This window comes from Marinobacter excellens LAMA 842 (assembly GCF_001574445.1).
Taxonomy (GTDB): domain Bacteria; phylum Pseudomonadota; class Gammaproteobacteria; order Pseudomonadales; family Oleiphilaceae; genus Marinobacter; species Marinobacter shengliensis.
Window position 1 is genome coordinate 75,321 of sequence record NZ_LOCO01000004.1, and the last position, 24,040, is coordinate 99,360.

The following is a 24,040-nucleotide window of genomic DNA, read 5'->3' on the forward strand; positions in this document are numbered from 1 at the left end:
AGTTAAGCACCGAGCGTGCCAATTGCAAGATAATGTAAAAAAAAAGCGTGTATTCAGTGCATTGCAGCCATCCGTGACACACATCACACACAGAAACCCTACGACAACCTCGCCCCACCACGTCCAGGAGTGACGTTTTTTGTCATCCTACCCAAGCACAAGTCGACAGGCACATTTCAACGACATGTCTTTGAGAAAGATCAAACCTGAGACCTACCCCGCTTTCCAAACCCCGGCCATGCATCTAAACTCTGTGTTCATAAACGCAAGTTTCAGCCACTTACAAGACTTTCCTCAGAGCATTTATGGCGAGCAACAACCGAAACGTGACACTGACAGGCTTGGCCCGTCGATTTGTAGATGACGGGCTTCTGGAAGAAGATACCGCCAAGGATGCATTCCTTCAGGCTTCCCAGAATCGCATACCACTGATCACCTACCTGACCCAGAACCACCTTGCAGACAGTTCCAAGCTGGCGTTTTCTGCCGCCATGGAGTTTGGCGTCTCGGTGCTGGATCTGGATTCGTTTCTGACGGAGATGATGCCGGAGAAGGTGGTTGACGAGAAGCTGGTACGCAAACACAACGCCCTGCCTCTCTATAAGCGAGGCAACCGGTTGTTCATTGCAGTTTCGGACCCCACAAATATTCAGGCCCTGGATGAGATCAAGTTCAACACCGGCTTGAGCACCGATGCGATTCTGGTGGACGACGCCAAGCTTCGCGCTGCCATCGACAAGTACCTCGAATCCCAGGACACCACCATGGGTGACCTGGACGATGCCGACCTGGAGGGCGTTGAGACCGAGGGTGGTGACCAGGACGACGACGGTGCCGTCAGTGCTACCGAAGTAGATGACGCACCTATTGTTAAGTATGTGAACAAGATGCTGCTGGACGCTATTCGTGGCGGTGCATCCGATATTCACTTTGAGCCCTACGAAAAGATCTACCGGGTCCGCTATCGGACCGATGGCATCCTCAAAGAGATATCCCGCCCATCTATCAAGCTCGCACCGAAGATCTCTGCCCGGGTAAAGATTATGGCGCAACTGGACATATCGGAGCGCCGAATCCCCCAGGATGGCCGGATAAAAATGAAGCTATCCAAAACTAAGGCCATCGATTTCCGGGTAAATACTCTGCCCACACTTTGGGGCGAAAAAATTGTTCTGCGGATTCTGGACCCCAGCCAAGCCAAGCTGGGCATCGACGTGCTTGGTTACGAGGAAGACCAGAAGCAACTGTATATGGATGCCCTGGCTCAGCCCCAAGGTATGATTCTGGTAACTGGGCCGACCGGTTCCGGCAAGACGGTATCGCTCTATACCGGCCTGAATATTCTGAACACTCCAGGCATCAACATTTCCACGGCGGAAGACCCGGCGGAAATTAACCTGGAAGGCATCAACCAGGTTAACGTGAACACCAAAGTGGGCCTTGGATTTGCCGAAGCGCTTCGAGCCTTCCTCCGCCAAGACCCGGATGTGATCATGGTGGGTGAGATCCGGGACCTCGAAACCGCGAACATTGCGATCAAAGCGGCACAAACCGGGCACCTGGTTCTCTCTACCCTGCACACCAACAGCGCCGCCGAAACCCTGACCCGGATGATGAACATGGGCGTACCCGCCTTCAACATCGCCACCTCCGTGAGCCTGATCATCGCTCAGCGACTTGGCCGGCGGTTGTGTAGCTGTAAGCAGCCGGCAGACATCCCGAAAGACGTGCTTTTGAAGGAAGGGTTCACACAAGAACAAATTGATACAGGCTTCACGTTGTACCGCCCCAAGGGCTGTGATAAATGCACTAATGGATACAAAGGCCGCGTCGGTATTTACGAGGTGGTTAAGATTACCGAAGAACTGGCGAGCATGATTATGGAAGAGGCCAGTTCCATAAAAATTGCAAAACAAGCGCAGGCAGAAGGCTTCCGCAACCTGAGGCAATCCGCCCTTCTGAAAGTGATGGAAGGGGTGACCAGCCTTGAGGAAGCCAACCGCGTGACGAAGGATTGAGCATGGCAGAAAAAGCGCAGAAGCTGGAATCGTACGTTTGGGAAGGTAAAGACCGGAAGGGCAACAAGACTAAGGGAGAGCTCACGGGCTCAAACTTGGCTCTTGTTAAAGCCCAGCTACGTAAGCAGGGCATTATCCCGGACAAGGTTAAGAAGAAGCCCAAGCCGTTGTTTGGTGGCAGTAAAAAGATCACGCCGTTTGATATTGCGATGCTGACCCGCCAGCTGGCCACTATGATGAAAGCAGGTGTACCGTTAGTTCAGAGCTTCGATATTGTGGCGGACGGACTTGAGAACAAAGGCTTGCAGGAACTGGTGATGAGTATCCGGAATGATATTTCCTCCGGTACCGGTTTTGCTTCTGCCCTGCGCAAGCACCCAAGACATTTTGACGACCTCTACTGCAACCTGGTGGATTCGGGTGAAAAAGCCGGTGCGCTTGAGCAAATGCTTGATCGCATTGCCACTTATCTTGAGAAGACAGAATTGCTCAAGAAGAAAGTCAAAAAAGCCATGACTTACCCGATTGCGGTTATTGTGGTCGCTATCGTGGTAACCGCAATACTGCTGGTTAAAGTGGTTCCCCAGTTCGAGAGTTTGTTCCAGGGCTTCGGGGCCGACCTGCCGGTGTTTACACAGATGGTAGTAAATATGTCGGAGTGGCTGCAGACCTGGTGGTTTGTTGTGCTTCTTGGCATTGTGGGTACCATTTTCCTATTCAAAGAGTCCAAGCGCCGCTCCCAGAAATTCTCAGACATTGTGGACAAATATGTCCTAAAGCTGCCAGTTGTTGGCGAGATCCTAGATAAATCTGCGGTCGCCAAGTTCGGCCGAGTTCTCTCCACCACCTTCGCCGCCGGTGTTCCACTGGTCGACGCACTGGACTCCGTAGCCGGCGCCACCGGTAACGCGGTTTACCGGGATGCCATTATGAGAATCAAAAACGATGTCTCAAGCGGCACACAACTGCAGGCTACGATGCGCCAGCAGGATATCTTCCCTGTAATGGCGGTGCAGCTCACTGCAATCGGTGAGGAATCCGGTAATCTGGACGAAATGCTGCGTAAAGTCGCCGAGCACTATGAGGCTGTAGTAGATGATATGGTCGACAACCTCACCGCCCTGATGGAGCCAATGATTATGGCGGTTCTGGGTGTTCTTGTAGGCGGCCTGATCATCGCCATGTACCTGCCAATCTTCCAGATGGGTCAAGTTGTCGGCTAAACACCACCCTTTCCTGCTCCCCGCCCTTTCCGGGGAGCAGGCACTCAATCAATCTTATCAATGAGTTTTTGAATGCCCTCTCTAGACCAATTCCTCTCCACCCCCTGGCTCCTATACCTAACCGTCACCCTATTCTCCCTCTGCATCGGCAGCTTCCTGAACGTAGTCATCCTACGCCTGCCAAAAATGATGCAGCAGGAATGGCGTTGCCAGTGTGAAGAGTTTCTGGAGGTACCGGAAAAGCAGCGCAAGCAGGAAACACCCCTTTCCCTCTCCAAACCAGCCTCCACCTGCCCATCCTGTGGTCATAAGATTCGGGCCTGGGAGAATATTCCAGTGATCAGTTGGCTAGTACTGCGGGGCAAGTGCTCCTCTTGTGGAACGTCGATTTCACAGCGCTACCCGATTATTGAAGCCATCACCGCGATCTTCTCAGTGGTGACCATCGCTTTGCTGGGACCAACGGAAGCAGCGCTTTGGGCCTTGCTGCTGGTTTGGGCCCTGGTGGCGCTGACGATGATCGATTTCGACACGCAGTTGCTACCAGATAGCATTACCCTGCCGCTGATGTGGCTCGGCCTGGTGTTGAACTATTTTGGTGTGCTGACAGATTTTAACAGTGCCTTCTGGGGTGCCGTTGCCGGGTACTTGTCGCTTTGGTCGGTGTACTGGCTATTCAAGCTGGTAACTGGCAAAGAAGGTATGGGGCATGGGGATTTCAAGCTGCTGGCGGCCCTGGGGGCCTGGCTGGGGTGGCAGTTGTTGCCGGCGGTGATTTTGCTGTCGTCCCTGGTGGGGGCGGTGGTTGGTATTGCGCTGATGGTGTTCAAAAAGCATGGGCGTGAGGTGCCAATTCCGTTTGGGCCTTATCTGGCGGCAGCCGGGTTGTTGGGGCTTTGGTTTGGGGCGGAGATTCAGGCGGTTTGGTTTGGGTTTTTGGGAGTTTGATGCTTGAAGATTGTTGGGTTAACTGGCGGGATTGGTTCCGGGAAGTCTACGGTGGTGCGTATCTTTGGGGATTTGGGTGTGCACTGGGTGGATGCGGATGATGTGGCGCGGGAGGTGGTTGAGCCTGGAACGGCTGGGTTGGCCGCGATTGCTGAGCATTTTGGCCGCGAGATTCTGCAGGCAGACGGCGCACTGGACCGGGCGGCGCTTCGGCAGCGGGTGTTTGAGAACCCGGAAGAGCGACACTGGCTTGAACGCCTGTTACATCCGGTCATTCGCGAGGAGTTAGTCAGGCAACTGCAATCACCGGACGCCCCCTATAGCCAGCCTTATGTTCTGCTGGTTTCGCCATTATTACTGGAAACCGATCAGCATGAATTGGTGGACCGCATTGTCGTAGTAGATGTACCGGAAGACATTCAGATTGAACGCACCATGGCGCGGGATGATAATAGCCAGGCGCAGGTTGAGCGCATTATGGCTGCGCAGATGGCCAGGGATGAGCGGCGTTCACGGGCAGACGCTGTGATTGATAATAACCGCCCTTTACAGGATGTGGAGCGCCAGGTTTGTGAATTGCATAATCGGTTCCTGTTTGAGTTTCGTTAAGGAGCCCCGGCCGAGACATCTGGCCGCCCCGCTTTTGTTTCATACGTTGCTGGTTTCATCGCTTGCTCATTCAGCAGAGCCAGTGTTTACAGTACGAGATTCCGCCATTCTGGATGTACTGGCACCGGAATCACTCCCATATTCGTTCTACACGTTTGAACCCGATGAATACTGGGCAGAACCAGAGGATTCCTGGTGGATGAGTCTCAGCAACTGGGTGATCCGCCAGGAACGCATTCATGGCACTACGGTCCAGAACTTTGGCGCCTGGGCTGATCGCACTTTGTCCCGATCCTCTCACTCGCTTCCAAACAACGAGAGTTATCTGAGAATCGGGTTTGCGGCAGAATCCGAGTACAGTGATCCGGCGCAATTCAAACCGGAGCTGAGGTTCCGGCTGGATGTTCCCACCACCCAGCAAAAGCTGCGCCTGGTCATTGAGAGCGAAAGCGATGAACTGATCTCGCTGGGTGAACGGGAACGGGATAGGCAACTCACGGAGCCCAACCGTACCGATACGGAAACTACCGGTGCACTGCGTTTCCTTGCACAGGTGGGCGACGCCATCAACCTGTCCACCGATGTGGGCGGCCGCCTGAGGTTGCCACCGGAAATGTTCTGGCGAACCACCGCCAGCAAGGGCTGGCAACTGGATGATGCCTGGGCGCTGAATGTACAGCAGCGGGTATACTACTACCATACCCGGGGATGGGGGGCGCGGTCATGGTTCGGCGCAGACCGGTCACTTGGCAACGGCTGGCATTTCTACACGTCATCGGAGCTCGAGTGGTTGCACCAGGACCGCAAGTTTGAAGCAGCACAAATCTTCAGCACGCGTAAACGGCTCAGCCATCGTTCCGTCCTCACCCCCAGGCTGGGGGCCCTTGGTGAAAGTCAGCCATCGTGGCGAACCACGTCCTACTTTGCCGATCTCACATGGCGTTATCGCTTGTACGAAGATTGGCTGTTTGCGGAACTGATTCCAGCCCTGGAGTTTCCCAGAGAAGAGGGTTTCAAAGATCAGGCCTCGGTGGTGTTCCGTATCGAAATGTACTTTTCAGGCATGATTGACCGACACTGATATGACCAGACCACGCCACAAATCCCGACCGGCAAACGAAGCGCTCACGCTCTCCCCCATTGCCATTACCCGCTCTTGCTTCAAAGACAAGTTCGGGGTGCCACGCCAACCAGGGCTTACGCGCCATGCCCATGCCGAGCTGCTGATCCAGAGCCCGTTTGACCGGGAAGACGCCTTTCGGGGCCTGGAAACCGCCAGTCATCTGTGGCTTACATTTCAGTTCCACGAGGCCATTCGCGCCGAGTGGCGGCCGGTGGTTCGCCCCCCACGGCTAGGCGGTAACAAAAAGATTGGCGTCTTCGCCAGTCGCTCGCCTTTCAGGCCGAACAGCCTTGGTTTGTCCGTGGTCAGGAACGAGGGGTTGATTCGCAAAAACGGGCAGCTGGTTCTGCGCATCAGCGACCACGACCTGATCGAAGGCACGCCAATATTAGATATCAAACCCTATTTGCCGTTTGCCGATTCGGTGCCAGAGGCTTCCCTCGGCTGGGCAGAGTCTGCGCCCACCGAGCGCGCCGACGTGGCATTCAGCCCTGAGGCCTCCGCGCAACTGGCAACCCTGCCAGTAGAGGAATATCCGGATGTGAGGGCGCTGATCGAAGACGTCGTGAGTTATGACCCCAGGCCGTCCTTTCGCCGCGGGCGAGATGAAGAGCGCATTTACGGCGCCAACCTTTATGACCTCAATGTACGTTTCCGGTTTGTGAACGATGATTCAAAGATACGTGTGGAAGTGATATCCGTCTGTTAAACTGCTGCTGGTGATTTTGTAGTCGACACAGGGAACTTGTGCCTTGCTTTCCAACCGGTTTTTAAAGCGTTTAGGTGTTCGTCCGCTGGCTCTCCGCTTGCTGGGGTGGGTGCTGCTCTATAGCCTGATTCTGTCTCTGGTGGCGACCGGCGTGCAGATGATTGGCGAGTTTGATCGCCAGAAAACGGAACTTCAGTCGAGCCAGGAGCGGGCCGTTGAGCTGATATCCGGCAGCATGGGCACCAACCTTTGGGTAATGAACTTCAGCGAGGTGGCTAACAGCCTCGACGATATGCGGGCCATGCCCTCGGTGCAGTATGCCCGCGTAATCACCACCACGGGTGAGGAATTCAGCACTGGCCAATATCCGGAAGGCCGGGTGATTTCCCAGACATTTCCCCTTGAGTTCAATCGATCCACGTTTGACCAGCCCCGCCGGGTCGGGGAACTCACGGTTGTTTCCTCCGTTGAGCAAATCTACGAGAACGTTCTGGACCAGGCCCTGATGAACCTGTTGTTCCAGTCGCTGGTGGTGATGCTGGGCACTCTCGGCCTGTTGTTGATCGTTCGGGTAACCTTGTCCCGGCACCTGGAAACCATGGCTGATTACGCCGCCAAGCTAAACCTCGATGCCCTGGTTGACCCACTTCAGTTACGCCGAAAGCCGCCCCGCCGGCCGGATGAGCTGTCAGAGCTTGAGCAGGCCCTCAACAAGATGCGCCTGCAGATCCTGGAAGACACCCGCTCACTGCGCCAGACCACGATCAAAACCCAGGGCGAGCGCGATGAAGCCATTCGGGCCAACCATGCCAAAAACCAGTTTCTGGCCAATGTCAGCCACGAGTTGCGCATTCCGCTGCAGTCGGTGTTGGGGTACGCCAACCTTCTGACCGACACCCCACTGGATCAGGAACAGCGGGAGTATGTCAGCACACTGCTTAACGCGTCTGAAAGCCTGTCGGCCATTATCAATGACCTGCTGGATATCTCCAGTATGGAAGCCGGTAAGCTGGAACTGGAAGCCATTCCGTTCGATCTCAGGGAAACCCTCAACGATCTGATCCACATGCTGGGTTCCCGGGCCAGGGAAAAAGGCCTGGCTCTTGAAATGCGGGTTGATGAGAACCTGCCCTGGGCGATGATCGGCGACCCGGTGCGGCTGCGGCAGATATTGCTCAATCTGCTCTCCAATGCCATCAAGTTTACCGATTCCGGCCATGTGCTGATCAGCATAGAAGTACTCGGGCGGAAAGAGGGCAATGTTCGCTTACGCCTTGCGGTTGAAGATACCGGCGTTGGCATTAACCCCGAAGACATCCCGCTGGTGTATGAACCCTATGTGCAGCTGGGCCAACGGTTCCAGCGGCAACTGCCCGGTGCGGGATTGGGGTTGACGATCTGCCGCCAGCTTGTTGATCTGATGGGTGGCTCCATGGATCTGGAAAGCCGCCCCGGGCAGGGCTCCACGTTCTGGGTGGAGCTGACCCTGCAGGCGGCCGGAGATGCCTCAACCCGTATTCGGCCAGACTCCCATATGGTCCGGGGGCGAAAGATCCTGGTGGTGGATTCTTACGAACTGTCACGCAAGATCACACTGGAAATGCTGTCCCGCTATGAGGTTCAGATCGAGGCAGTGAAAGCCGCCGGTGAGGCCCTGACGTCGCTACGCCAGGCCTTCGATGCCGGCGACCCATATCACGCCATCATTCTTGATGGTTTTGTGCCCGATATGGACAGCGATTTGTTATGCCGGCAGATTCGCAGTAACCCGCAATGGGCCGACATGCGACTACTGATTCTCTCATCCAATCCTCAGCGCGGTGATGCCGAACATTTTCGGCAGGCCGGGGCGGACGCTTTCCTGAGCAAATCGCTGCGGGAATCGTATCTGATCCCCATCCTCAACCAGCTGTTTCTGGATGTCGAAAAACAGGAACGCCGCTTCCTGACCCGCTTTTCGCTACAGGCAATAACCGATGTCACGGTCAAACAGCGGCAAATTCCCTGCGGGCGGATGCGGGTTCTTCTGGTTGAAGATAACCCGGTGAACCGCACCCTCACACGCCGGCTACTGGAAAAGCTTGGCTGTGAGGTGATGACTGCCAACGACGGCCAGGCGGCGTCGGCCCTTTGGCAATGGCATCAGTTTGATGTGGTATTCATGGATTGCGTTATGCCCCGCATGGATGGCTTTGAAGCCACCAGGCGCTTGCGCCGCTGGGAAGAAGACCATCATCGGGCCCGGGTGCCGGTGGTTGCGCTAACCGCCAGCGCAATGGAAGAGGACGAAGAACGCTGTCGGGCGGCCGGTATGGATGCGTTTGTTGCCAAGCCTGTCAACCTTGAAATGCTACGGGCAGTACTGGAACAATACTGCCAGGCCGCTGCTGAATCCTGAGCACCGGCATGTTACCTACAGCCCGGATTCTGATATGAATGTTGAATGCCCCACTTGCAAAAAGTCTGTCGAATGGACGGAAACCAACCCATTTCGGCCTTTCTGTTCCGAACGATGCAAACTGATTGATCTTGGCGCCTGGGCCAATGAAGAGTACCGGGTACCCGCCGAGAACGTTTCTCCGGATGACCTCGACCAGATCGACGAAGCCACCCGGCACTGAATCAGCAAGGCCACATCAGCCCGACTGACTACCCTTTCCAACGGCTTACGGGCATTTAAGTTGTGATGCGGTTGGCAGGTCGTTACCATCCTCTCAGTCATAACTATCGCTGATGCCGGCAGTTCCGGCCGGTCTGAACTCAAACGACAGCAATAAAGGTGTAAACATGAAAGTAACCCGCATCTCCGCTCTGGCGCTTTCTCTGGCAGCCGCCCCTGTGTTCGCCGCTGATCTGGATCTGAGCCTGACCAATAACTCGGCAAAGGGCCAGGTCAACTTTTTCGGCGCGCAAAACGATATTCAGCTGGGCGCAGGCTACACCTACCGTGACAGCCGCCGCCATATCGGCAACCTCGACTTTCATGCGCAAGGCCGTACGTCCATTGGCAACCTGCCAACTACTGCCGGTGTAGGCCTCAAAGGTGTCTTTTATGATGAACGCCGCCGCAATGTGGATGGCGGCGCCGTTGGTCTTGGCGGTTTTGCCACCGTGAATGTGCCAGACGTACCAGGCCTGTCGTTCAGCGGTAGCCTCCACTACGCCCCAACCATTCTGTCATTCGGCGATTCCGACGACATGACCAGCCTGGAACTGCGCGGAAGCTATCGTGTAATTCGTAATGCTGAGGTGTTTGCCGGTTACCGCTACCTGAACACCGAGCTGGACTTTGCCGGCTCCCCAGACATCAACCTGGATGAAGGTGTGCTGGCCGGCATCAAGATTTTCTTCTAACCGCCTCTCACCGATGCAGAATCCGTTACCCGGCCGACTCGCGGGGTAACGGATTCGTGCTACTCCTCACGCTCTCCCCCGCTTTTTGTTGCTAGGCTTCCCGGATACTTACTCAACGGATTGTCTGGCATGAGATTGAACCTCCCCACCCTTCTGGCCGCCACCCTGATACTCACCGCCTGCAGCGGCGACAGCGCTATTGATGGTGTCAAGGAGATCCCCAACCGGTTCGGCAATGCCGTCAATGCCCTGGACGATTTCAGCCCTGGCAGCACCGGCGACTCCAACAACGCCCGCGGGCTGAGACCGAACGAAGTCCGGGTTACCATGGAAGTGCCGGCCAGCGTTGCCCCGCAGGGTGAACCCACGCGCAGGAATCTGCGGATTGTGGTGCCCGACCGTGTCGAGGTTTACCGTACGGACTATACCCTCAGGAAAGACCTTGGCACGGTGCGTTTTTCAACTGCCACGGACGATGATGGTTACCTGATCATTGCGTTTGAGGATGGGGTCCCCATCGGCCCCGATGTTGTTATCGAAGCCTCCTATCGCGGCACGACGCTCAAGGCCCTGGCCGCCGACTCGGACCGGGATGTGAAGGTAAACCCGTTTTCCCACTATCTGGTTGCGCAGGGGCTGGGGAGCTACGATGCCTTCGACTTCCAGACGGTCATGAATTGTGTTAACAGCAGCCTTTGCCTGAACAAGTACGTCTGGGGCACGGTCGCGGACCAGGTACATGACTTCGAGATCGATATCGGCACCAATGCGAGTATTGCCAGCGCCCTCGACCGGCTGGATAACCGGGCCGACTTCAAAGCCTACGTGGCTGCCATGGCAGATTATGCCCTGCTCGGCCAGGATAACTCAGACACCGTCCGTGCCAGTTCCGCCGATTACAATTCGATCTTCCTGGGGCTGGAGCTTGGCCAGACCTTCCGGGAATCCAATGCGTTCGGTGCCGGCCAATGGGGTGTCCGTACCGCCCAGGAAGAGGCGCTCACCGCCACCGGGAGCGCCTATCTTTACCCAGCGCTCACGCTCACATCCTTTGAAGCGTTCAACATCAATGTCACCTCTTTGGCCACCGACATTCCGTACTATCGGCAAACACTCATTCACGGTACTGACAACGGCGGTTCCCAGACATTCTTCAATCGGAGTTCGGATCTTTGGGCGCGCAACAGCCATTCAAGCGCTCCCGGGGCCGCCACACTCACCCCACCCCGAAGCGATGCCCAGAATGCTGATGCTATCGACCCCGCCCGGTTGCTGGCGGGCCGCGCCCTGTACCAGAGTGTGACTGGCCGCGATAGCAGCAGAATCACGGGTTGGACCCGAAACCCCTATTACCTGGACGCATTCACCTCCGCGCCGGCAGAGCCGGATAGCAGCCCGGACCGCGTGCTCACCAGCTATTTCTCGGCCGGCAAAGCCATTGAGCTGCAGGAAGAGGGAGGCAAACTCAAACGCCAGGACACTTTGGAAGACCACTACCTTTCTGTGTTTGAGTTCCACCTGGAGCGCAGCAGCGATTTCAGTCTGTCCACACTGGCAGAGCAACGCTATAACCTGGTGTATATCGCACCCCGATTCGGCAATGAAGATGACCCACTGGTTTTCGAAACCGGGCACGGCACCTGGGACACCCAAACCCCTGATGGCAACCGGCTGGCAGCTGAGGTGACACTCGATCAGTTTCGGGTTGTCCGGGCCAGTAATGGCCAGGTGCGAGCAGAGGCAAGTTCCGGAACCGGTGACTGGAATCTGGCTAACCGATTGTCTCGCCTGAGCCAGTCAGACCAGTATATGGGCAGGTTGACCCTCTATGAAGACCAGCCCGGCGAAGAGTGTGGAACACCGGACATGGGCCTTGGCGCCACCACCCCGGACGGCTCACTGATGGCCTTCAATCTGGATGACAGTTACCTTGGCGACGGCCTGGTGATTGCCGGCCAGCCTCCCACTGACTCACTGGTGCCGGCCCGCTACAGGCTTCAGGGGGTTATCATCGCCATGACCGATAACACCAGTCGGATGCATCAGATCCACAACGGCTTGCTGGAACTGGACGACGGAGGCGGCGCGACCATTAACGCTGCCGGCTTTGAGATTCACCACGATATCCCATCCAGTAACGTCTCTGAGCCAAGGCAAGCCAGCCTGGCATCCTCACTCGGCGTCACCGCAACGGAAGACGGCGAGATCACTCTTAGCGGCGGCGAACTCACACTCGCGGGATTCTACACAGGAACAGGTGACCAGATATTTCTGACCTTGCGGGATAACACCGGCCCCGAGTTTCAGACCGGGTTACTGATAGCCACGGTGATCCCGGAATCGGACTAACAGAACCAATACTCAGGACGCTCTCGTATAACCTGTTATAATTTCTGTCATATCGCCTGACATACCCATAAAGATGAGAGGTTTTATGACTGCAGTTACCCGGGCGCTGATGCTGTTTGTTCCTTTGACTCTGTTCGCTGTAGCCGGTGCTCTTTACGTTCCACCAGATTATTCTGGTGAAGGTAACGGTGATGATGAAGTGGTTCTGGCATCGCTTCCCCGCCTCCCAGCCTGGGCAGAGGACGACCTTCCCGACTTTTCGGTCTATCGTGATGCCACCGAACGTAAAGTAGCGTTCTTCTCGTTTCTTTACCCACGGATTGTTCTTGCCAACTCCCGCATTCTGCTAGAGCGCGAATACCTTGAGTCGCTTGCCAAAAAAGCCGAGCTCTCAAACCGGGAAGAAAGATGGCTGACCGATCAGGCGCAGAGACTCAGGGTTGACGCCGCAACGGGGAGCGATGAGCAGTTTGCACTGTTACGAAAGCGCCTGGATGTTATTCCGCCATCGCTGATTCTTGCCCAGGCAGCCAATGAATCTGCCTGGGGCACGTCTCGCTTTGCCACTGAGGGTAATAACCTGTTCGGTCAGTGGTGCTTCAGCAAAGGCTGTGGTCTTGTACCCCTGAGCCGTGTTGAAGGGGCCAGCCATGAGGTGGCAAAATTCTCCTCTCCCTATCAGTCCGTTCGCTCGTATATCCAGAACCTGAACCGACACCCCACCTACCAACTGGTCAGAGACCTCCGATTGCAGAACCGCCAGGCGGAACAGCCGCTTTCCGGGCTGGCAATGGCGGAAGGCCTACTTGGCTATTCCGAACGGGGTGAGGAGTATATAAAAGAGATTCGCTCCATGATTCGCTACAACAACCTTGAGTTCTATGATCAGGAATTCAGGAATTTGTTGGGAGAGCGCACCCCCGCCAAGTTCAAACAACTGGCCTCAGTAAAGGCAGATACTGCGCTGCTTCCCGGCGCGGAAGGCGCCTTGGCCAGCCCGTTTGAAGGCTGACATTACAATCTGAACCTACAGAGATAGTGCCCATGCTCAATTTCCTGCCCGCCCCATTGAAAGGGGTTCTGGTGGTTCTGCTTATCCTGCTGAATACCATTGTTTTCCTTCCGTTCCTGCTGCTGTTCGCCATCATCAAACTGGTGATCCCGGTCACGGCCGTGCGTAAGGTCTGCACTGTGATCGTCAATGGCATCGCCTGGTATTGGATAGGCTTCAATAACACACTGGTAAAACTGTTCCACAAAGTTGAATGGGACGTTCGGGGCGCTCAGGAACTCAGCCGCAAGCACTGGTACTTCGTGACCTGTAACCACCAGAGCTGGACAGACATTCCGGCGATTCAGTACGTATTGAACAGCAAGATTCCCCTGCTGAAATTCTTCCTCAAGAAGCAATTGATCTGGGTACCACTGCTAGGCGTCGCCTGGTGGGCGCTGGATTTTCCGTTCATGCATCGCCATACCAAAGAGCAGATCGCCAAGCGTCCGGAACTGAAAGGCAAAGACATTGCAGCTACCCGAGCTGCCTGTGAGAAATTTCGCTACACGCCGGTGACCATCTTCAACTTTATGGAAGGCACCCGCTTTACAACAGAAAAACAGGCCCGCCAGAACTCACCCTATAAAAACCTGCTGAAACCCCGCGCCGGTGGAACAGCTTTCGTGTTTGGCGCCATGGGCGAGATGATTCATACCATGCTTGATGTGACCATTGTCTACCCTAAAGGAACGCCTGGAATCTGGGACTACCTGTGCGGCAGGGTAGACAAAATCATTATCGACATTCGCACCCGGGAGGTACCCGAGCGGTTTCTGGGCATGGATTACGAGGGTAACCGGGAGCTGCGCGTGGACTTCCAGCGCTGGATAAGCGAGATATGGGCAGAGAAAGACGCCCGGATTGAGGAGCTGAAGGCCGGGGGCTAATTACAGCAGACCCAACTCCCGGGCTCGAACAATCGCCTGGGTTCTGGACTTCACTTCCAGCTTGGCGTTGATTCTTCGGGCATGGGTTTTCACGGTATGCAGCGAGATATGCAGCTTGTCTGCGATTTCCTGGTTTGACAGGCCCTTGGCAATCAACTCAAGAACACCCTGCTCCCGGTCACTGATTGGTTCCGCGAGCGCATCGGCAACCACCACCGCGCCCTCGATACCAAACAGTTCGCCCAACGCACTGGTAAAGGGACATTTCTCCAACCCCCTGAAGGTCTTTTCCATGAGGGGGCGTAGCTCCTGCATCAGTTCTGCGAAAGGACTGATGAAGTGTTCCCTGGCGGCCTCCCGAACGACGCTTTCCAGCTGTCGCCTGCCAGCAGGCAGCCCTTTTTCTTCCGTCAGGAGCACCGCATCGAGCAGGCCCGCATGAAGCAGAAGCCCCCAGGGTAAGGTGTCTTCGTACCGGTGATACACAGCAGAGAGATGTTCCCTGGCCCGAATCAGGTCGCCGTTCACCAGATCAATCCGCACCTGCAAACAGTCCAGCAAGCCCGGAATCATCGGGAACAGTTCAGGAACACAGCCGTCCTTACGGAAAGGTGCCAGCTTTGTCATCGCCTGAGAGGCGCTCTCAGGTTGACCGCAGGCCAACCAACAGCTCGCCTTCAGCGCTTCAAGTACCGGCAGGTAAACAGACTCGTCAACCTGCCAGGAATGCATGGTTCGTTCGGCACGGCCAATCCATACAAAAGCGTCATCCATACGGCCCTGAGCCCGACACATCAGAACCCTCAACGCCATAGCCAGCAGCAGCCCCAGATCACGAGTTTGCTCCGCATGCCGGGCACAGCTCACCAACAGGCGATCGGCCTCTTTCAGACGCCCTTTATGCCAGAGCACCAGAACCAGATTCAGTTGTAACCGTGTTTCCCCAATACGGGCGGGCCGACTGAGCTCTTGCATGGCGGTATCCAGCCCGGTTCGCAAAAGCTGTTCTGCATGGCCCAGAGCACCCTTGCCCAGCTCAATCCTGGCGTGAGCATAGACTGCCAGTGCTTCAGAACCAGAGTCGCCAGCTTCCCGAGCCAACTTTGCAGCGGTTCGATTGGCATCCCGCGCTGCCTGAAAGTACCCACCAGCGCATAACGCACTGGACCTGACAATTTGAGTCACCAGTTGCGCCTGGGTAGACAAGCCTCCCGTCGCCAGCGCCTTGTCAGCCATCTCAAGCGCAGGTGCCACAAAGCCCTCACCACGAAGGATAAACGCTTTAAGGGCGTATATTCGGGCTTCCTGTTCTCTTAGATCTGACACACTGAACGATTCGAGCAACTCTCTCGCCTGGCGGAATTGGCCACCAATCGCATGAACCCAGCCGTAGACGATTCGCAGCCTAGCACTCCGCTCCAGCAACTGGGCAGGCAGGCTTCGTCGCAGCGTCAGCAACGACGCCGTGTCTTGCCCCAACAGCAGTGCCTCGGTGCCCTCGGACGCGATGCGTATGACTTCATCATTTTCACCCGCCAGCAAGGCGTACTTTAGCGCCTCCGGAAACTGCTCCCGTTGCCCAAACCAACGGCTTGCCATCAACATACGGGTGGCATAACCGCCCATCATGGGCGCCTGTAACCAGGCTTGGAGCAATGGGTTCAAACGATACCAACGCCCCCTCCCCGGCACCTGCTTTAATGGCAATCCGCGTTCCGCCGCCGACGATGGCGGCATATCCGGCTCTGCGGTGGTGCCCTCCAGTGTCAGGAACAGCTCATCTGAACAGCTTTCGAGTTCCGCCATCACTCGCAAACTGCGAACCTGTGACTGCGCCAACGGCGCAAGCACGGTGCTCTTGATAAACCGTTCCACGGACTCGGTTTCGTGAACCGGCTTTCTTTCATCGCCACGAGCGAGCTCACGAAGGTACAGGGCCAATGGGGTTGGCCAGCCTTCCGTCAGGTTGTACAGGTGGTCGATGGCCACACTGGTAATCAGGCGTTCATCACGTGCTTGCTGAAAAAACTCGAACGTTTCCGACCGGGAGAACTCGAGGCGATCCACAGACAAGTGCTGGTAGACACCCTGCAGATCCAGCGTGTGGCTCTCAAACGGCAGGGGTAAACGTGATGCCATCACCACCGCCAGGTTGCCAGGAATGTTCGTAGCCAGTTGATGGAGTAATCCCACCACAGCCGGGTTCGTCAGATGATGAAGATTATCCAGAACCAGTACATCCCGATTGGACTCCTTCTGTCGGGCTTTGGTGACCAGAAGAACAGAAAGATGATCCTGGAAAGTACCGCCATTTGGCGCTGAGACCTCAGACAGACCAAGGGCCGTGGCCAACAGTGAGAGAAAACGAGAAGGGGCGTTGTCACCGCCGTTAAGTGTAACCCAACGAATACTGGCATCCGGCGCAGCATTGAGCGCGCTGACCAGGGAGTGGGTTTTGCCATAACCACTGGGCGCCTCCAGAAACAACAGATGTCCTGGCGACATAGCGGCCAGGATCTGCTGGTCCAGCTCTGGCCGGATTAGCCTGGAGACAGGAATTGCCGGCATCTGAAGCCTTTGCTCCAGAAGGTCTCGCACAAGCTCTCCATGCGCAAGGCCATTGTTGGCGGACTGAAATTCATCGTTGGCTGCACAGCCATCATTATAGGATTTCACGCACTGCCCCATTTAAAACCGGCTTCCTGCTATCAACAGGCCGGCGTAAAAAGAATCTTCTTTTCACGGATTATGGCTTGGCGTCCTGCATCGGGTACGCCTTTAGTATGAGTTGCTTGGAAGAAGGTTAAACCAAAGGTGGGGTGAGCTGCAAAATTTTGACGTGTAAAAAGTTTGTCAGTGGCGAATTTTTAACACCAAAAGTTCGGTTACGGCCACAAAAAAACGGCGGGCCAAAGGCCCGCCGTTTTCAGTTACTGCCAAACTCGCCTGTTATCGGGTACCTGCACGGCGCAGCGCGGCCGGCGTGTAGTCCCGTGACTGGCGGCTAACACCGAAGCTGTACGGATTGCTCTCTTCGTTGGTCAGACCCAACGCGAGGTAGCGACCAGACAGCAGATCATACAGAACTTCGATGGCGTACCAGGGCACATCCTGATCGTAGAACTGCATGCCATGGGCTTCAGCCACACGCCACAGCTCGCCGCGGCCGTCGTAATGATCAATGACCGACGCCTGCCAGGAGTCTTCGTTCAGGTAGAAGTCACGCTGGGCATACACATGACGCTCACCGTCTTTCAGGGTGGCCCGTACGTGCCACACACGATGCAGCTCATAACGGGTAAGGTCCTGGTTGATGTGACCAGCCTTGATGATGTCGCTATAGCTCAGGTTACGATCAACAAGCTTGTAAGAGTTGTAAGGAATATACATCTCTTTCTTGCCGACCAGTTCCCAGTTGTAACGATCGGGAGCGCCGTTGAACATGTCGAAGTTATCAGAGGTACGCATGCCGTCAGCCGCGGTACCCGGGCCATCGTAAGCCACCTGTGGAGCGCGACGAACACGACGCTGACCGGCGTTGTAGATCCACGCACGGCGAGGCTCTTTCACCTGATCCAGGGTCTCGTGTACCAGCAGAACGTTACCCGCCAGTCGGGCCGGAGCGGTAATGGCCTGCTTGAAATAGAACAGAACGTTGTCGTCTTGCCCTTCCTGATAGTCAGACAGGTAACGGTTCCAGGTCAGCTCGTCCTGGAATTTGACCACAGAAAAAGCACCATTAGTGGTTGGTGTAACCTGGCCAACGTTACGTTGAACAGACCCGCCACGATAACGGGTAATGTGGTTCCAGATCGCCTCAAGGCCGTTCTGCGGGATCGGGAACGGAGTAGCATTGGCATAGTTACCAATACCATTACCATTCTGGATCAGTTCGGAACGAGTAGCGTTCTTTACCGTCTCATCCATGATGTCCTGAGGGTAGACTGCCGTCCGATGCGTGGTGTAAACCGGCATCTTGTAATTCGGGTACTGCCGAATCATGGCAATCTGGCCAGGGGACAGCTTGTCTTCGTATTGACTTATGTTGCTCTGATCAATGACGAACTTTGGCTGCTCGTTCGGGAATGGGTTTACATAAATACCATCACCCTTATAGCCTGCCGGCGGGGTGGTCATGCCACCTGTCCACTCAGGGATGTCGCCACCGTTGCCTGCGCGCTCCGCACCCATCGGTGTCAGAGTATCGCCCAGTTTGGCTGCTTCTTCAGCAGAAACCGCGCCCCAGGCCTGGCCCGCAAAGAGACTTGCAGCCAGTACGCCTGTGGCCAGTAGTTTCTTGTTCAGTTTCATTTAAATTACCTCGTTAAACGAATTCGGTCCGGTTCAGAATGAGTAAGAGACGCTAGCACTCACGAAATCACGGTCGGTCAACTCGTTATACGGCTTGCCACCGAAAAAGTTTGTGTAACCAATGTTACCGGTGATTTTGTTCTGGTAAACCGCTTCCAGAGACAGGCCGATGGATTTGTTGCCCTCGTTAAAGGCTCCACCGGGCTGCGGTGCATAACCTTTCACGTCATGACTCCACGCCAGCTGGGGAGACAGGTTGATGCCTGCAAAAACGTTGGGGTAGTCCCACACCAGGCGGGAACGGTAGCCCCAGGAGAAGGACGTGGTGAACCCTTCGTTGTTACAGTAGTTGGTGTTGATGTTTGCACCAAGCGCACAAAAGTCCGCACCGGAATCCAGCGGGAGAGCGCCAATGCCAAAGGTACCAGAACGACCGTATCGAGCTTCTGATGTATCGGGAAGGTCGTGCACATAGGTTGCACCAAACTCGGTGATCAGAGACATACGGCTTGCGCCCATCACCTGATCAAAGAACTTGATCAGAGTAAACTGTGCCTGAGACACCTTGAAGCGATCATAGCCCTCTACAGGCTTGCCAGCCAGGTTGGCGTTATTGGATTCTGCAAGGCGCTGGCGCTCCAGGCCACTCAGCACTTCGCCATTCGGCCCACGCTGCTGAAGACCACCAAAGATCAACTCAAACGCGTTCCACTGCAGCGGCACATTGTCCCGGAAGCTATACTCAGCGCCCAATGACCAGCCACCCGGAGTGGTAGTGTTCACACTGATACCGTAAAGATTAATGTTCTCAGGGTACTCAATGAAATAACTTGGAAAAGTGGAATTCGGCAGATTCGGATCGTTCTGCTGCGTGGCACTGGGCGACGCCGGGTTGCTCACAAGGCCGCTTACATAGGGCAGGCGACTATTGTACTTGATGTAGTAGAAACCAAATTCAGAGTCGTTCAGTGCTGGTACGTACCAACGCAGCGCCACACCAAACTGGTCTTTGGAATCTGCTTCTTTATCAGCCAGACGCGGTGCAACAAAGCCCTGCGCTAACGCCTGGGAGTCAGGCAGTTGGCCAGCCAACAATACCGGACCGCAACCGTCAGCGGCAAAGTCGTTGGTTGAGAAGAATGTGCCACAGTCATCCGGGCGAACCGGATCCCAGTCAGCCTGAACGAAGGCTTCTACAGTGATAGAATCAGTAAGGCCAGCCGACACATAGAACATTTCTACCGGCAACAGAGCATCTTTCAGCTCGGCGCCCGGGGCGCGGAAGGCAGGAACGTCAATCGGGTTAATGGTATTGATACCACCCTGGATAAACGTACTTTCACCCCAGCTAACCACTTGCTTACCATAACGGGCACTGACAGGCATATTGCCGAAGTACCAATCAGTAAAAATGTAAGCATCCAGAATTTCACCACCAGAGGCATTGGCCTTGGCGCGGTCGTTAAGCTCACGCTGCTGCCCGACATCGTCAGTCGCCCGACCTTCGTCTTTCAATTCGAAGTCATACCAGTAACGGCCACGTACCAGACCACCCACACGAGTCAGCACATTGCTGTCTACAGAGTAATCGAGGAACAGTTCACTGTTACCCTTAACAATCTTTGAGTAGGTATCGCCTTTGTCAAAGTTCAGGTTGCCGTCATCATAGTTGTTGGTAGACGCACCGATGTTCTCGAGCGGCTGCCCCGGAGTATACTCAGGGCCAAGGTTGCCTTGGCCAATCAGGCGCTTATCCTGGCTTTGAGTTCTCCAACCCACACCAGCTGACAACGTGGTATTGAACTGCGCTTCAACATCTCCCACATAAAAGGAGATAGCAGAGGCCGGGGCGGACACGCCGGCGGCTATGGCGACGGCAAGCGGTAACTTGGTCCAACGCTGCCACGGTTGAGTTTTTCTTGTCATTGGAAGGCTACTCCGTTGTTGTTCTGAGTCGCTGCTCGGTTGTTCTGATTTTGGTGTCTTGGCGGCTGTGCATACAGTGCCCTGATGCTTGCACTATAGCTAAGGCCTTTGGGGGCTTTGATCAGTCAAAAGTATGATTTTGCTGTCACTCTCCGTTTAGCCGTGTTTTCGCACTCCCTCACTATAGACAAGATTCGGGAGTGCAACCACTTTGACTGTGTTACAGAACTTCGATGGCCATGGCGGTGGCTTCACCCCCGCCAATACACAGTGCGGCAACGCCTTTTTTCTTGCCGTAGTGCTTCAATGAATGCATCAGCGTGACCAGCAGACGGGAGCCGGTGGAGCCGACCGGATGGCCCTGGGCGCAGGCGCCGCCATGCACATTCACCTTGGCCGGGTCCAGGCCAAGTTCTTTGATCGGCATCATGGCAACCATGGCGAAGGCTTCATTGATTTCGAAAAGATCAACGTCGTCTTTGGTCCAGCCGGTTTTCGCGAACAGGGTTTCAATGGCTCCCACCGGGGCGCAGGTGAACTCGCTCGGGTGCTGGGACTGGGTGCTGTGGGCCACGATACGGGCCATCGGCTTCAAGCCGCGCTTCTGGGCTTCGGATTCACGCATCAGAACCAGAGCGGAGGAGCCGTCAGAAATAGATGAAGCGTTTGCTGCGGTCACGGTACCATCTTTTGCAAATGCCGGGCGCAAGGTCGGGATTTTTTCGATGTTGGCGGCATGGGGTTGCTCGTCGTCTTCCACCACCACCTCGCCTTTGCGGGTTTTTACAGTGACGGGGATGATTTCTTCTTTCAGCAAGCCTTCTTCGATGGCTTTCTTGGCACGAGTCAGGGACTGGATGGCGTACTCATCCATGTCTTCCCGGCTGTAGCCTTTCTTGTCTGCCATTTCCTGGGCGAAGGAACCCATCAGGCGACCGGTTTCCGCATCTTCCAGACCGTCCAGGAACATATGATCCTGCGGAGCCTGCCCGGGCCCCATACGATAGCCCTGGCGGGCTCCAAGCAGCACGTAAGGTGCATTGGACATGCTTTCCATACCACCGGCGACCATGATGTCGTTGGTGCCTGCCTTGATCAGGTCATGGGCCAGCATGGCCGCTTTCATGCCGGAGCCGCACAGCTTGTTGATGGTGGTGGCACCGGTGCTGTCAGGCAAGCCGGCCTTACGCATGGCCTGGCGGGCCGGGCCTTGCTTGAGGCCGGCAGGCAGCACGTTGCCCATGATGACTTCCTGGATATCGGCGGGCTGCAGGCCAGCGCGCTTGACCGCTTCGGCGATGGAGATGGCGCCCAGTTCAGGGGCTGAGACCGGGGCGAGACTGCCCATAAATCCGCCCATGGGAGTGCGTACGCCGCTTACGATGACTACGTTGTCTTGGCTCATGTTGTGACCTCTCTTGGTAACGGGTCTGTCCCCGGGTGGGGACTGGCCCTCTTTTTGGAGTTGGGTTCTAAAATGGGTCAGTCCCCATTCGGGGACAGACCCTGTAACCGCACTGATTTTTGGAGCTGGATTCCAAAATGGGTCAGTCCCCCTCAGGGACAGACCCTCTGACAGACCTCTTTTGTGGAGCTGGAGTCCAAAATGGGTCAGTCCCCGTTCGGGGACAGACCCTTTGACAGACCCTATGGCTTATGGGGCGCTTCCAGGTATTCCCGGGATTGCATTTCGAGCAGGCGGGATTCGGTGCGCTCGAATTCGAAGCTCAGGCGGCCGCCGGTGTAGAGCTCGGTGATCGGGGCAGCGGCTGAGATGATGACCTTGACGTTTCGGTCGTAGAACTCGTCAATCATGTTGATAAATCGGCGCGCCTGGTCGTCATTGTTTTTACCCAGCTGTGGCACGTTGCTGATGATGATGGCGTGGAACTGACGCGCCATTTCGATGTAGTCGTTCTGGCTCCGCGGGCCGTCACACACGGATTTAAAATCGAACCACACCACATCATCTGCGTGGGCCTCGGCCGGAATTTTGCGGCCGTTGATTTCCATGGTTTTGCTGTGCTTGCCCGCCTCGACGGCAAGGGCATCAAAGCTGGTGCGCAGGCTGACATCGGCCTGGTCGTCCAGCGGGCAATGGTAAAGCTCAGCCTGTTCAAGGGTTCTCAACCGGTAGTCCACGCCGCCGTCGACGTTCACCACGTCGGTATGTTTCTTCACCAGCTCGATAGCCGGCAGGAAACGGGCCCGTTGCAAGCCATCCTTATAGAGGCCATCAGGCACGATGTTCGATGTGCATACCAGGGTAACACCGCGACCAAACAGGCCATCCATCAGGGTGGCGAGGATCATCGCATCACCGATATCGGAGACAAAGAACTCATCAAAACAGATAACGCGGGTTTCATCGGCAAACTTTTTGGCCACCCTGTCCAGCGGATTTTTCTCGCCCTTAAGCTGTTTGAGCTCATTGTGAACCCGCTGCATGAAGCGATGAAAATGCACCCGCATCTTGCGGTCAAACGGCAATGCCTCGTAGAAGGTATCCATCAGATAGGTCTTGCCGCGGCCCACACCACCCCAGAAATAGAGCCCCTTGACTGGGTCTTCTTTGCCTTTCTTCAATTTACGGCGCAGTTTTGCCAGACCTTTGTGGCGTTGACTTTCGGCATCGACCAGTTTGTCGTACAGTGCCTGAAGGCGGCGGATGGCATCTTCCTGGGCCGGGTCTTTGTGAAAGTCCGGGCGTTCAAGATCCTTTTGGTAACGTTCCCAAGGGCTCAGGTTCGCGACGGTTTCAGAAGACATGGCTGCTGTCATCAGGGTTTCCCGGGATTGTAATGGTGTTGGATTTTCGGCGCGGTATTGTCGCTTATTTCGCACTGTTTCGCCACGCCGGGCGGGTGCTGGCGTCCCGTCTGGCTTATTCCTTAGCCAGACGGGACGCCAGGGCAATACGACGATTCGCTCAGTGCCTGGCCATGGGCTCAATCAGTCAGGGGAGTTATACTCTTTGAATGAGGAATAGCTCACTCGCATGCAACGAAAGGACGTTATTATATGACAAACCTGATTCTGGCGGCGGTAGCCGCGTTGGTGGTTGGCATTGTCATCGGGATTCTGGTGGGCCGTTCAGGCCAGGGAGCAACGCTCCGGCAGCGCCGGGCAGAGCAGCAAATTGAAGAATTGCGCAGTGAGTTTACTCGCTATCAGGCACAGGTTAATGAGCATTTCATGGAGTCTGCGCATCTGCTGCGCCGGTTTAATGATGCTTATCGCGATGTAAATCAGCATATGGCGCGCGGCGCAAACCGGCTTTGCAATGATGAGGACTGGCTGGAGGAGCTTGGACAGGACGGCTCTGGCCGGTTGGAGCACGGCAGTGATGAAAACTCAGAGCCACCACGGGATTATGCCCCAAAAGCCGACCCTGAAGACAAGGGTACCTTGGCCGAGGACTATGGCCTGAATGCGGATGGTACCAAGAGGTCTGCTTGATCACCGAGGTCTTCAAGTACGGTACAAGCCATCTGCCAGCGGAGTTTGGTTGGGCTGGGGATGGCTTTCC

Annotated in this window: 18 protein-coding genes; 13 read left to right on the forward strand and 5 right to left on the reverse strand. The window is 55.7% G+C overall.

What is annotated here, in order from left to right:
* The first annotated feature begins 305 nt into the window (after nucleotides 1-305).
* The 12 genes from pilB (at nucleotide 306) to J122_RS05290 (ending at nucleotide 14,274) form a co-directional block, all read left to right on the forward strand.
* On the forward strand, nucleotides 306-2,018 hold the full coding sequence (gene pilB, locus J122_RS05235; protein ID WP_061331504.1) for a type IV-A pilus assembly ATPase PilB: 1,713 nt from the start codon (nucleotides 306-308) through the stop codon (nucleotides 2,016-2,018).
* Between the two features lie 2 nt (nucleotides 2,019-2,020).
* Nucleotides 2,021-3,241 (forward strand): type II secretion system F family protein, encoded by a 1,221-nt coding sequence (locus tag J122_RS05240; RefSeq protein WP_061331505.1) that lies wholly within the window; start codon nucleotides 2,021-2,023, stop codon nucleotides 3,239-3,241.
* Between the two features lie 72 nt (nucleotides 3,242-3,313).
* Nucleotides 3,314-4,189: a prepilin peptidase gene (locus J122_RS05245; protein WP_061331506.1), complete on the forward strand. Its 876-nt coding sequence runs from the start codon at nucleotides 3,314-3,316 to the stop codon at nucleotides 4,187-4,189.
* A gap of 3 nt (nucleotides 4,190-4,192) precedes the next feature.
* Entirely contained in the window at nucleotides 4,193-4,798 is a 606-nt protein-coding gene (gene coaE / locus J122_RS05250) for a dephospho-CoA kinase (protein ID WP_058089899.1), read from the forward strand.
* 82 nt (nucleotides 4,799-4,880) lie between these two features.
* Nucleotides 4,881-5,879: a hypothetical protein gene (locus J122_RS05255; protein ID WP_227510106.1), complete on the forward strand. Its 999-nt coding sequence runs from the start codon at nucleotides 4,881-4,883 to the stop codon at nucleotides 5,877-5,879.
* A gap of 1 nt (nucleotide 5,880) precedes the next feature.
* Nucleotides 5,881-6,630, forward strand: a complete 750-nt coding sequence (gene tsaA, locus J122_RS05260) for a tRNA (N6-threonylcarbamoyladenosine(37)-N6)-methyltransferase TrmO (RefSeq protein ID WP_061331507.1) — start codon at nucleotides 5,881-5,883, stop codon at nucleotides 6,628-6,630.
* A gap of 43 nt (nucleotides 6,631-6,673) precedes the next feature.
* Nucleotides 6,674-9,028, forward strand: coding sequence for a hybrid sensor histidine kinase/response regulator (locus tag J122_RS05265; RefSeq protein ID WP_061331508.1), 2,355 nt, complete (start codon nucleotides 6,674-6,676; stop codon nucleotides 9,026-9,028).
* A gap of 34 nt (nucleotides 9,029-9,062) precedes the next feature.
* The gene (yacG, locus tag J122_RS05270) at nucleotides 9,063-9,251 is read left to right on the forward strand and encodes a DNA gyrase inhibitor YacG (RefSeq protein ID WP_058089895.1); all 189 of its coding nucleotides are present in this window, start codon (nucleotides 9,063-9,065) and stop codon (nucleotides 9,249-9,251) included.
* Nucleotides 9,252-9,417: 166 nt separating this feature from the next.
* Nucleotides 9,418-9,984 carry a YfaZ family outer membrane protein gene (locus tag J122_RS05275; RefSeq protein WP_058089894.1) on the forward strand — a complete coding sequence of 189 codons (567 nt, stop codon included), beginning with the start codon at nucleotides 9,418-9,420 and terminating at the stop codon, nucleotides 9,982-9,984.
* Nucleotides 9,985-10,113: 129 nt separating this feature from the next.
* On the forward strand, nucleotides 10,114-12,333 hold the full coding sequence (locus J122_RS05280; protein WP_061331509.1) for a hypothetical protein: 2,220 nt from the start codon (nucleotides 10,114-10,116) through the stop codon (nucleotides 12,331-12,333).
* Nucleotides 12,334-12,418: 85 nt separating this feature from the next.
* The gene (locus J122_RS05285) at nucleotides 12,419-13,345 is read left to right on the forward strand and encodes a glucosaminidase domain-containing protein (RefSeq protein ID WP_061331510.1); all 927 of its coding nucleotides are present in this window, start codon (nucleotides 12,419-12,421) and stop codon (nucleotides 13,343-13,345) included.
* 32 nt (nucleotides 13,346-13,377) lie between these two features.
* The gene (locus J122_RS05290) at nucleotides 13,378-14,274 is read left to right on the forward strand and encodes an acyltransferase (RefSeq protein WP_061331511.1); all 897 of its coding nucleotides are present in this window, start codon (nucleotides 13,378-13,380) and stop codon (nucleotides 14,272-14,274) included.
* Here J122_RS05290 and J122_RS05295 read toward each other — a convergent pair whose 3' ends face one another.
* The 5 genes from J122_RS05295 to zapE form a co-directional block, all read right to left on the reverse strand.
* Nucleotides 14,275-16,950 carry a helix-turn-helix transcriptional regulator gene (locus J122_RS05295; RefSeq protein ID WP_227510107.1) on the reverse strand — a complete coding sequence of 892 codons (2,676 nt, stop codon included), beginning with the start codon at nucleotides 16,948-16,950 and terminating at the stop codon, nucleotides 14,275-14,277.
* Nucleotides 16,951-17,223: 273 nt separating this feature from the next.
* Nucleotides 17,224-18,585 carry a DUF1329 domain-containing protein gene (locus tag J122_RS05300; protein WP_061331513.1) on the reverse strand — a complete coding sequence of 454 codons (1,362 nt, stop codon included), beginning with the start codon at nucleotides 18,583-18,585 and terminating at the stop codon, nucleotides 17,224-17,226.
* A 33-nt stretch (nucleotides 18,586-18,618) separates the two neighbouring features.
* Entirely contained in the window at nucleotides 18,619-20,511 is a 1,893-nt protein-coding gene (locus J122_RS05305; protein ID WP_061331514.1) for a DUF1302 domain-containing protein, read from the reverse strand.
* Between the two features lie 220 nt (nucleotides 20,512-20,731).
* Nucleotides 20,732-21,916: a thiolase family protein gene (locus J122_RS05310; protein ID WP_061331515.1), complete on the reverse strand. Its 1,185-nt coding sequence runs from the start codon at nucleotides 21,914-21,916 to the stop codon at nucleotides 20,732-20,734.
* A gap of 242 nt (nucleotides 21,917-22,158) precedes the next feature.
* Nucleotides 22,159-23,256, reverse strand: coding sequence for a cell division protein ZapE (gene zapE / locus J122_RS05315; protein WP_227510113.1), 1,098 nt, complete (start codon nucleotides 23,254-23,256; stop codon nucleotides 22,159-22,161).
* 276 nt (nucleotides 23,257-23,532) lie between these two features.
* Between zapE and J122_RS05320 the strand changes: the two genes are divergently transcribed.
* Nucleotides 23,533-23,970 carry a YhcB family protein gene (locus J122_RS05320; RefSeq protein ID WP_058092005.1) on the forward strand — a complete coding sequence of 146 codons (438 nt, stop codon included), beginning with the start codon at nucleotides 23,533-23,535 and terminating at the stop codon, nucleotides 23,968-23,970.
* The last annotated feature ends 70 nt before the right edge of the window (nucleotides 23,971-24,040 follow it).

What these genes read in the sequence shown, in the direction of transcription:
- pilB (WP_061331504.1), top strand. Translation starts at nt 306, where the DNA reads ATGGCGAGCAACAACCGAAACGTGACACTGACAGGCTTGGCCCGTCGA.
- J122_RS05240 (WP_061331505.1), top strand. Translation starts at nt 2,021, where the DNA reads ATGGCAGAAAAAGCGCAGAAGCTGGAATCGTACGTTTGGGAAGGTAAA.
- J122_RS05245 (WP_061331506.1), top strand. Translation starts at nt 3,314, where the DNA reads ATGCCCTCTCTAGACCAATTCCTCTCCACCCCCTGGCTCCTATACCTA.
- tsaA (WP_061331507.1), top strand. Translation starts at nt 5,881, where the DNA reads ATGACCAGACCACGCCACAAATCCCGACCGGCAAACGAAGCGCTCACG.
- yacG (WP_058089895.1), top strand. Translation starts at nt 9,063, where the DNA reads ATGAATGTTGAATGCCCCACTTGCAAAAAGTCTGTCGAATGGACGGAA.
- J122_RS05275 (WP_058089894.1), top strand. Translation starts at nt 9,418, where the DNA reads ATGAAAGTAACCCGCATCTCCGCTCTGGCGCTTTCTCTGGCAGCCGCC.
- J122_RS05280 (WP_061331509.1), top strand. Translation starts at nt 10,114, where the DNA reads ATGAGATTGAACCTCCCCACCCTTCTGGCCGCCACCCTGATACTCACC.
- J122_RS05285 (WP_061331510.1), top strand. Translation starts at nt 12,419, where the DNA reads ATGACTGCAGTTACCCGGGCGCTGATGCTGTTTGTTCCTTTGACTCTG.
- J122_RS05290 (WP_061331511.1), top strand. Translation starts at nt 13,378, where the DNA reads ATGCTCAATTTCCTGCCCGCCCCATTGAAAGGGGTTCTGGTGGTTCTG.
- J122_RS05300 (WP_061331513.1), bottom strand. Translation starts at nt 18,585, where the DNA reads ATGAAACTGAACAAGAAACTACTGGCCACAGGCGTACTGGCTGCAAGT.
- J122_RS05305 (WP_061331514.1), bottom strand. Translation starts at nt 20,511, where the DNA reads ATGACAAGAAAAACTCAACCGTGGCAGCGTTGGACCAAGTTACCGCTT.
- J122_RS05310 (WP_061331515.1), bottom strand. Translation starts at nt 21,916, where the DNA reads ATGAGCCAAGACAACGTAGTCATCGTAAGCGGCGTACGCACTCCCATG.
- J122_RS05320 (WP_058092005.1), top strand. Translation starts at nt 23,533, where the DNA reads ATGACAAACCTGATTCTGGCGGCGGTAGCCGCGTTGGTGGTTGGCATT.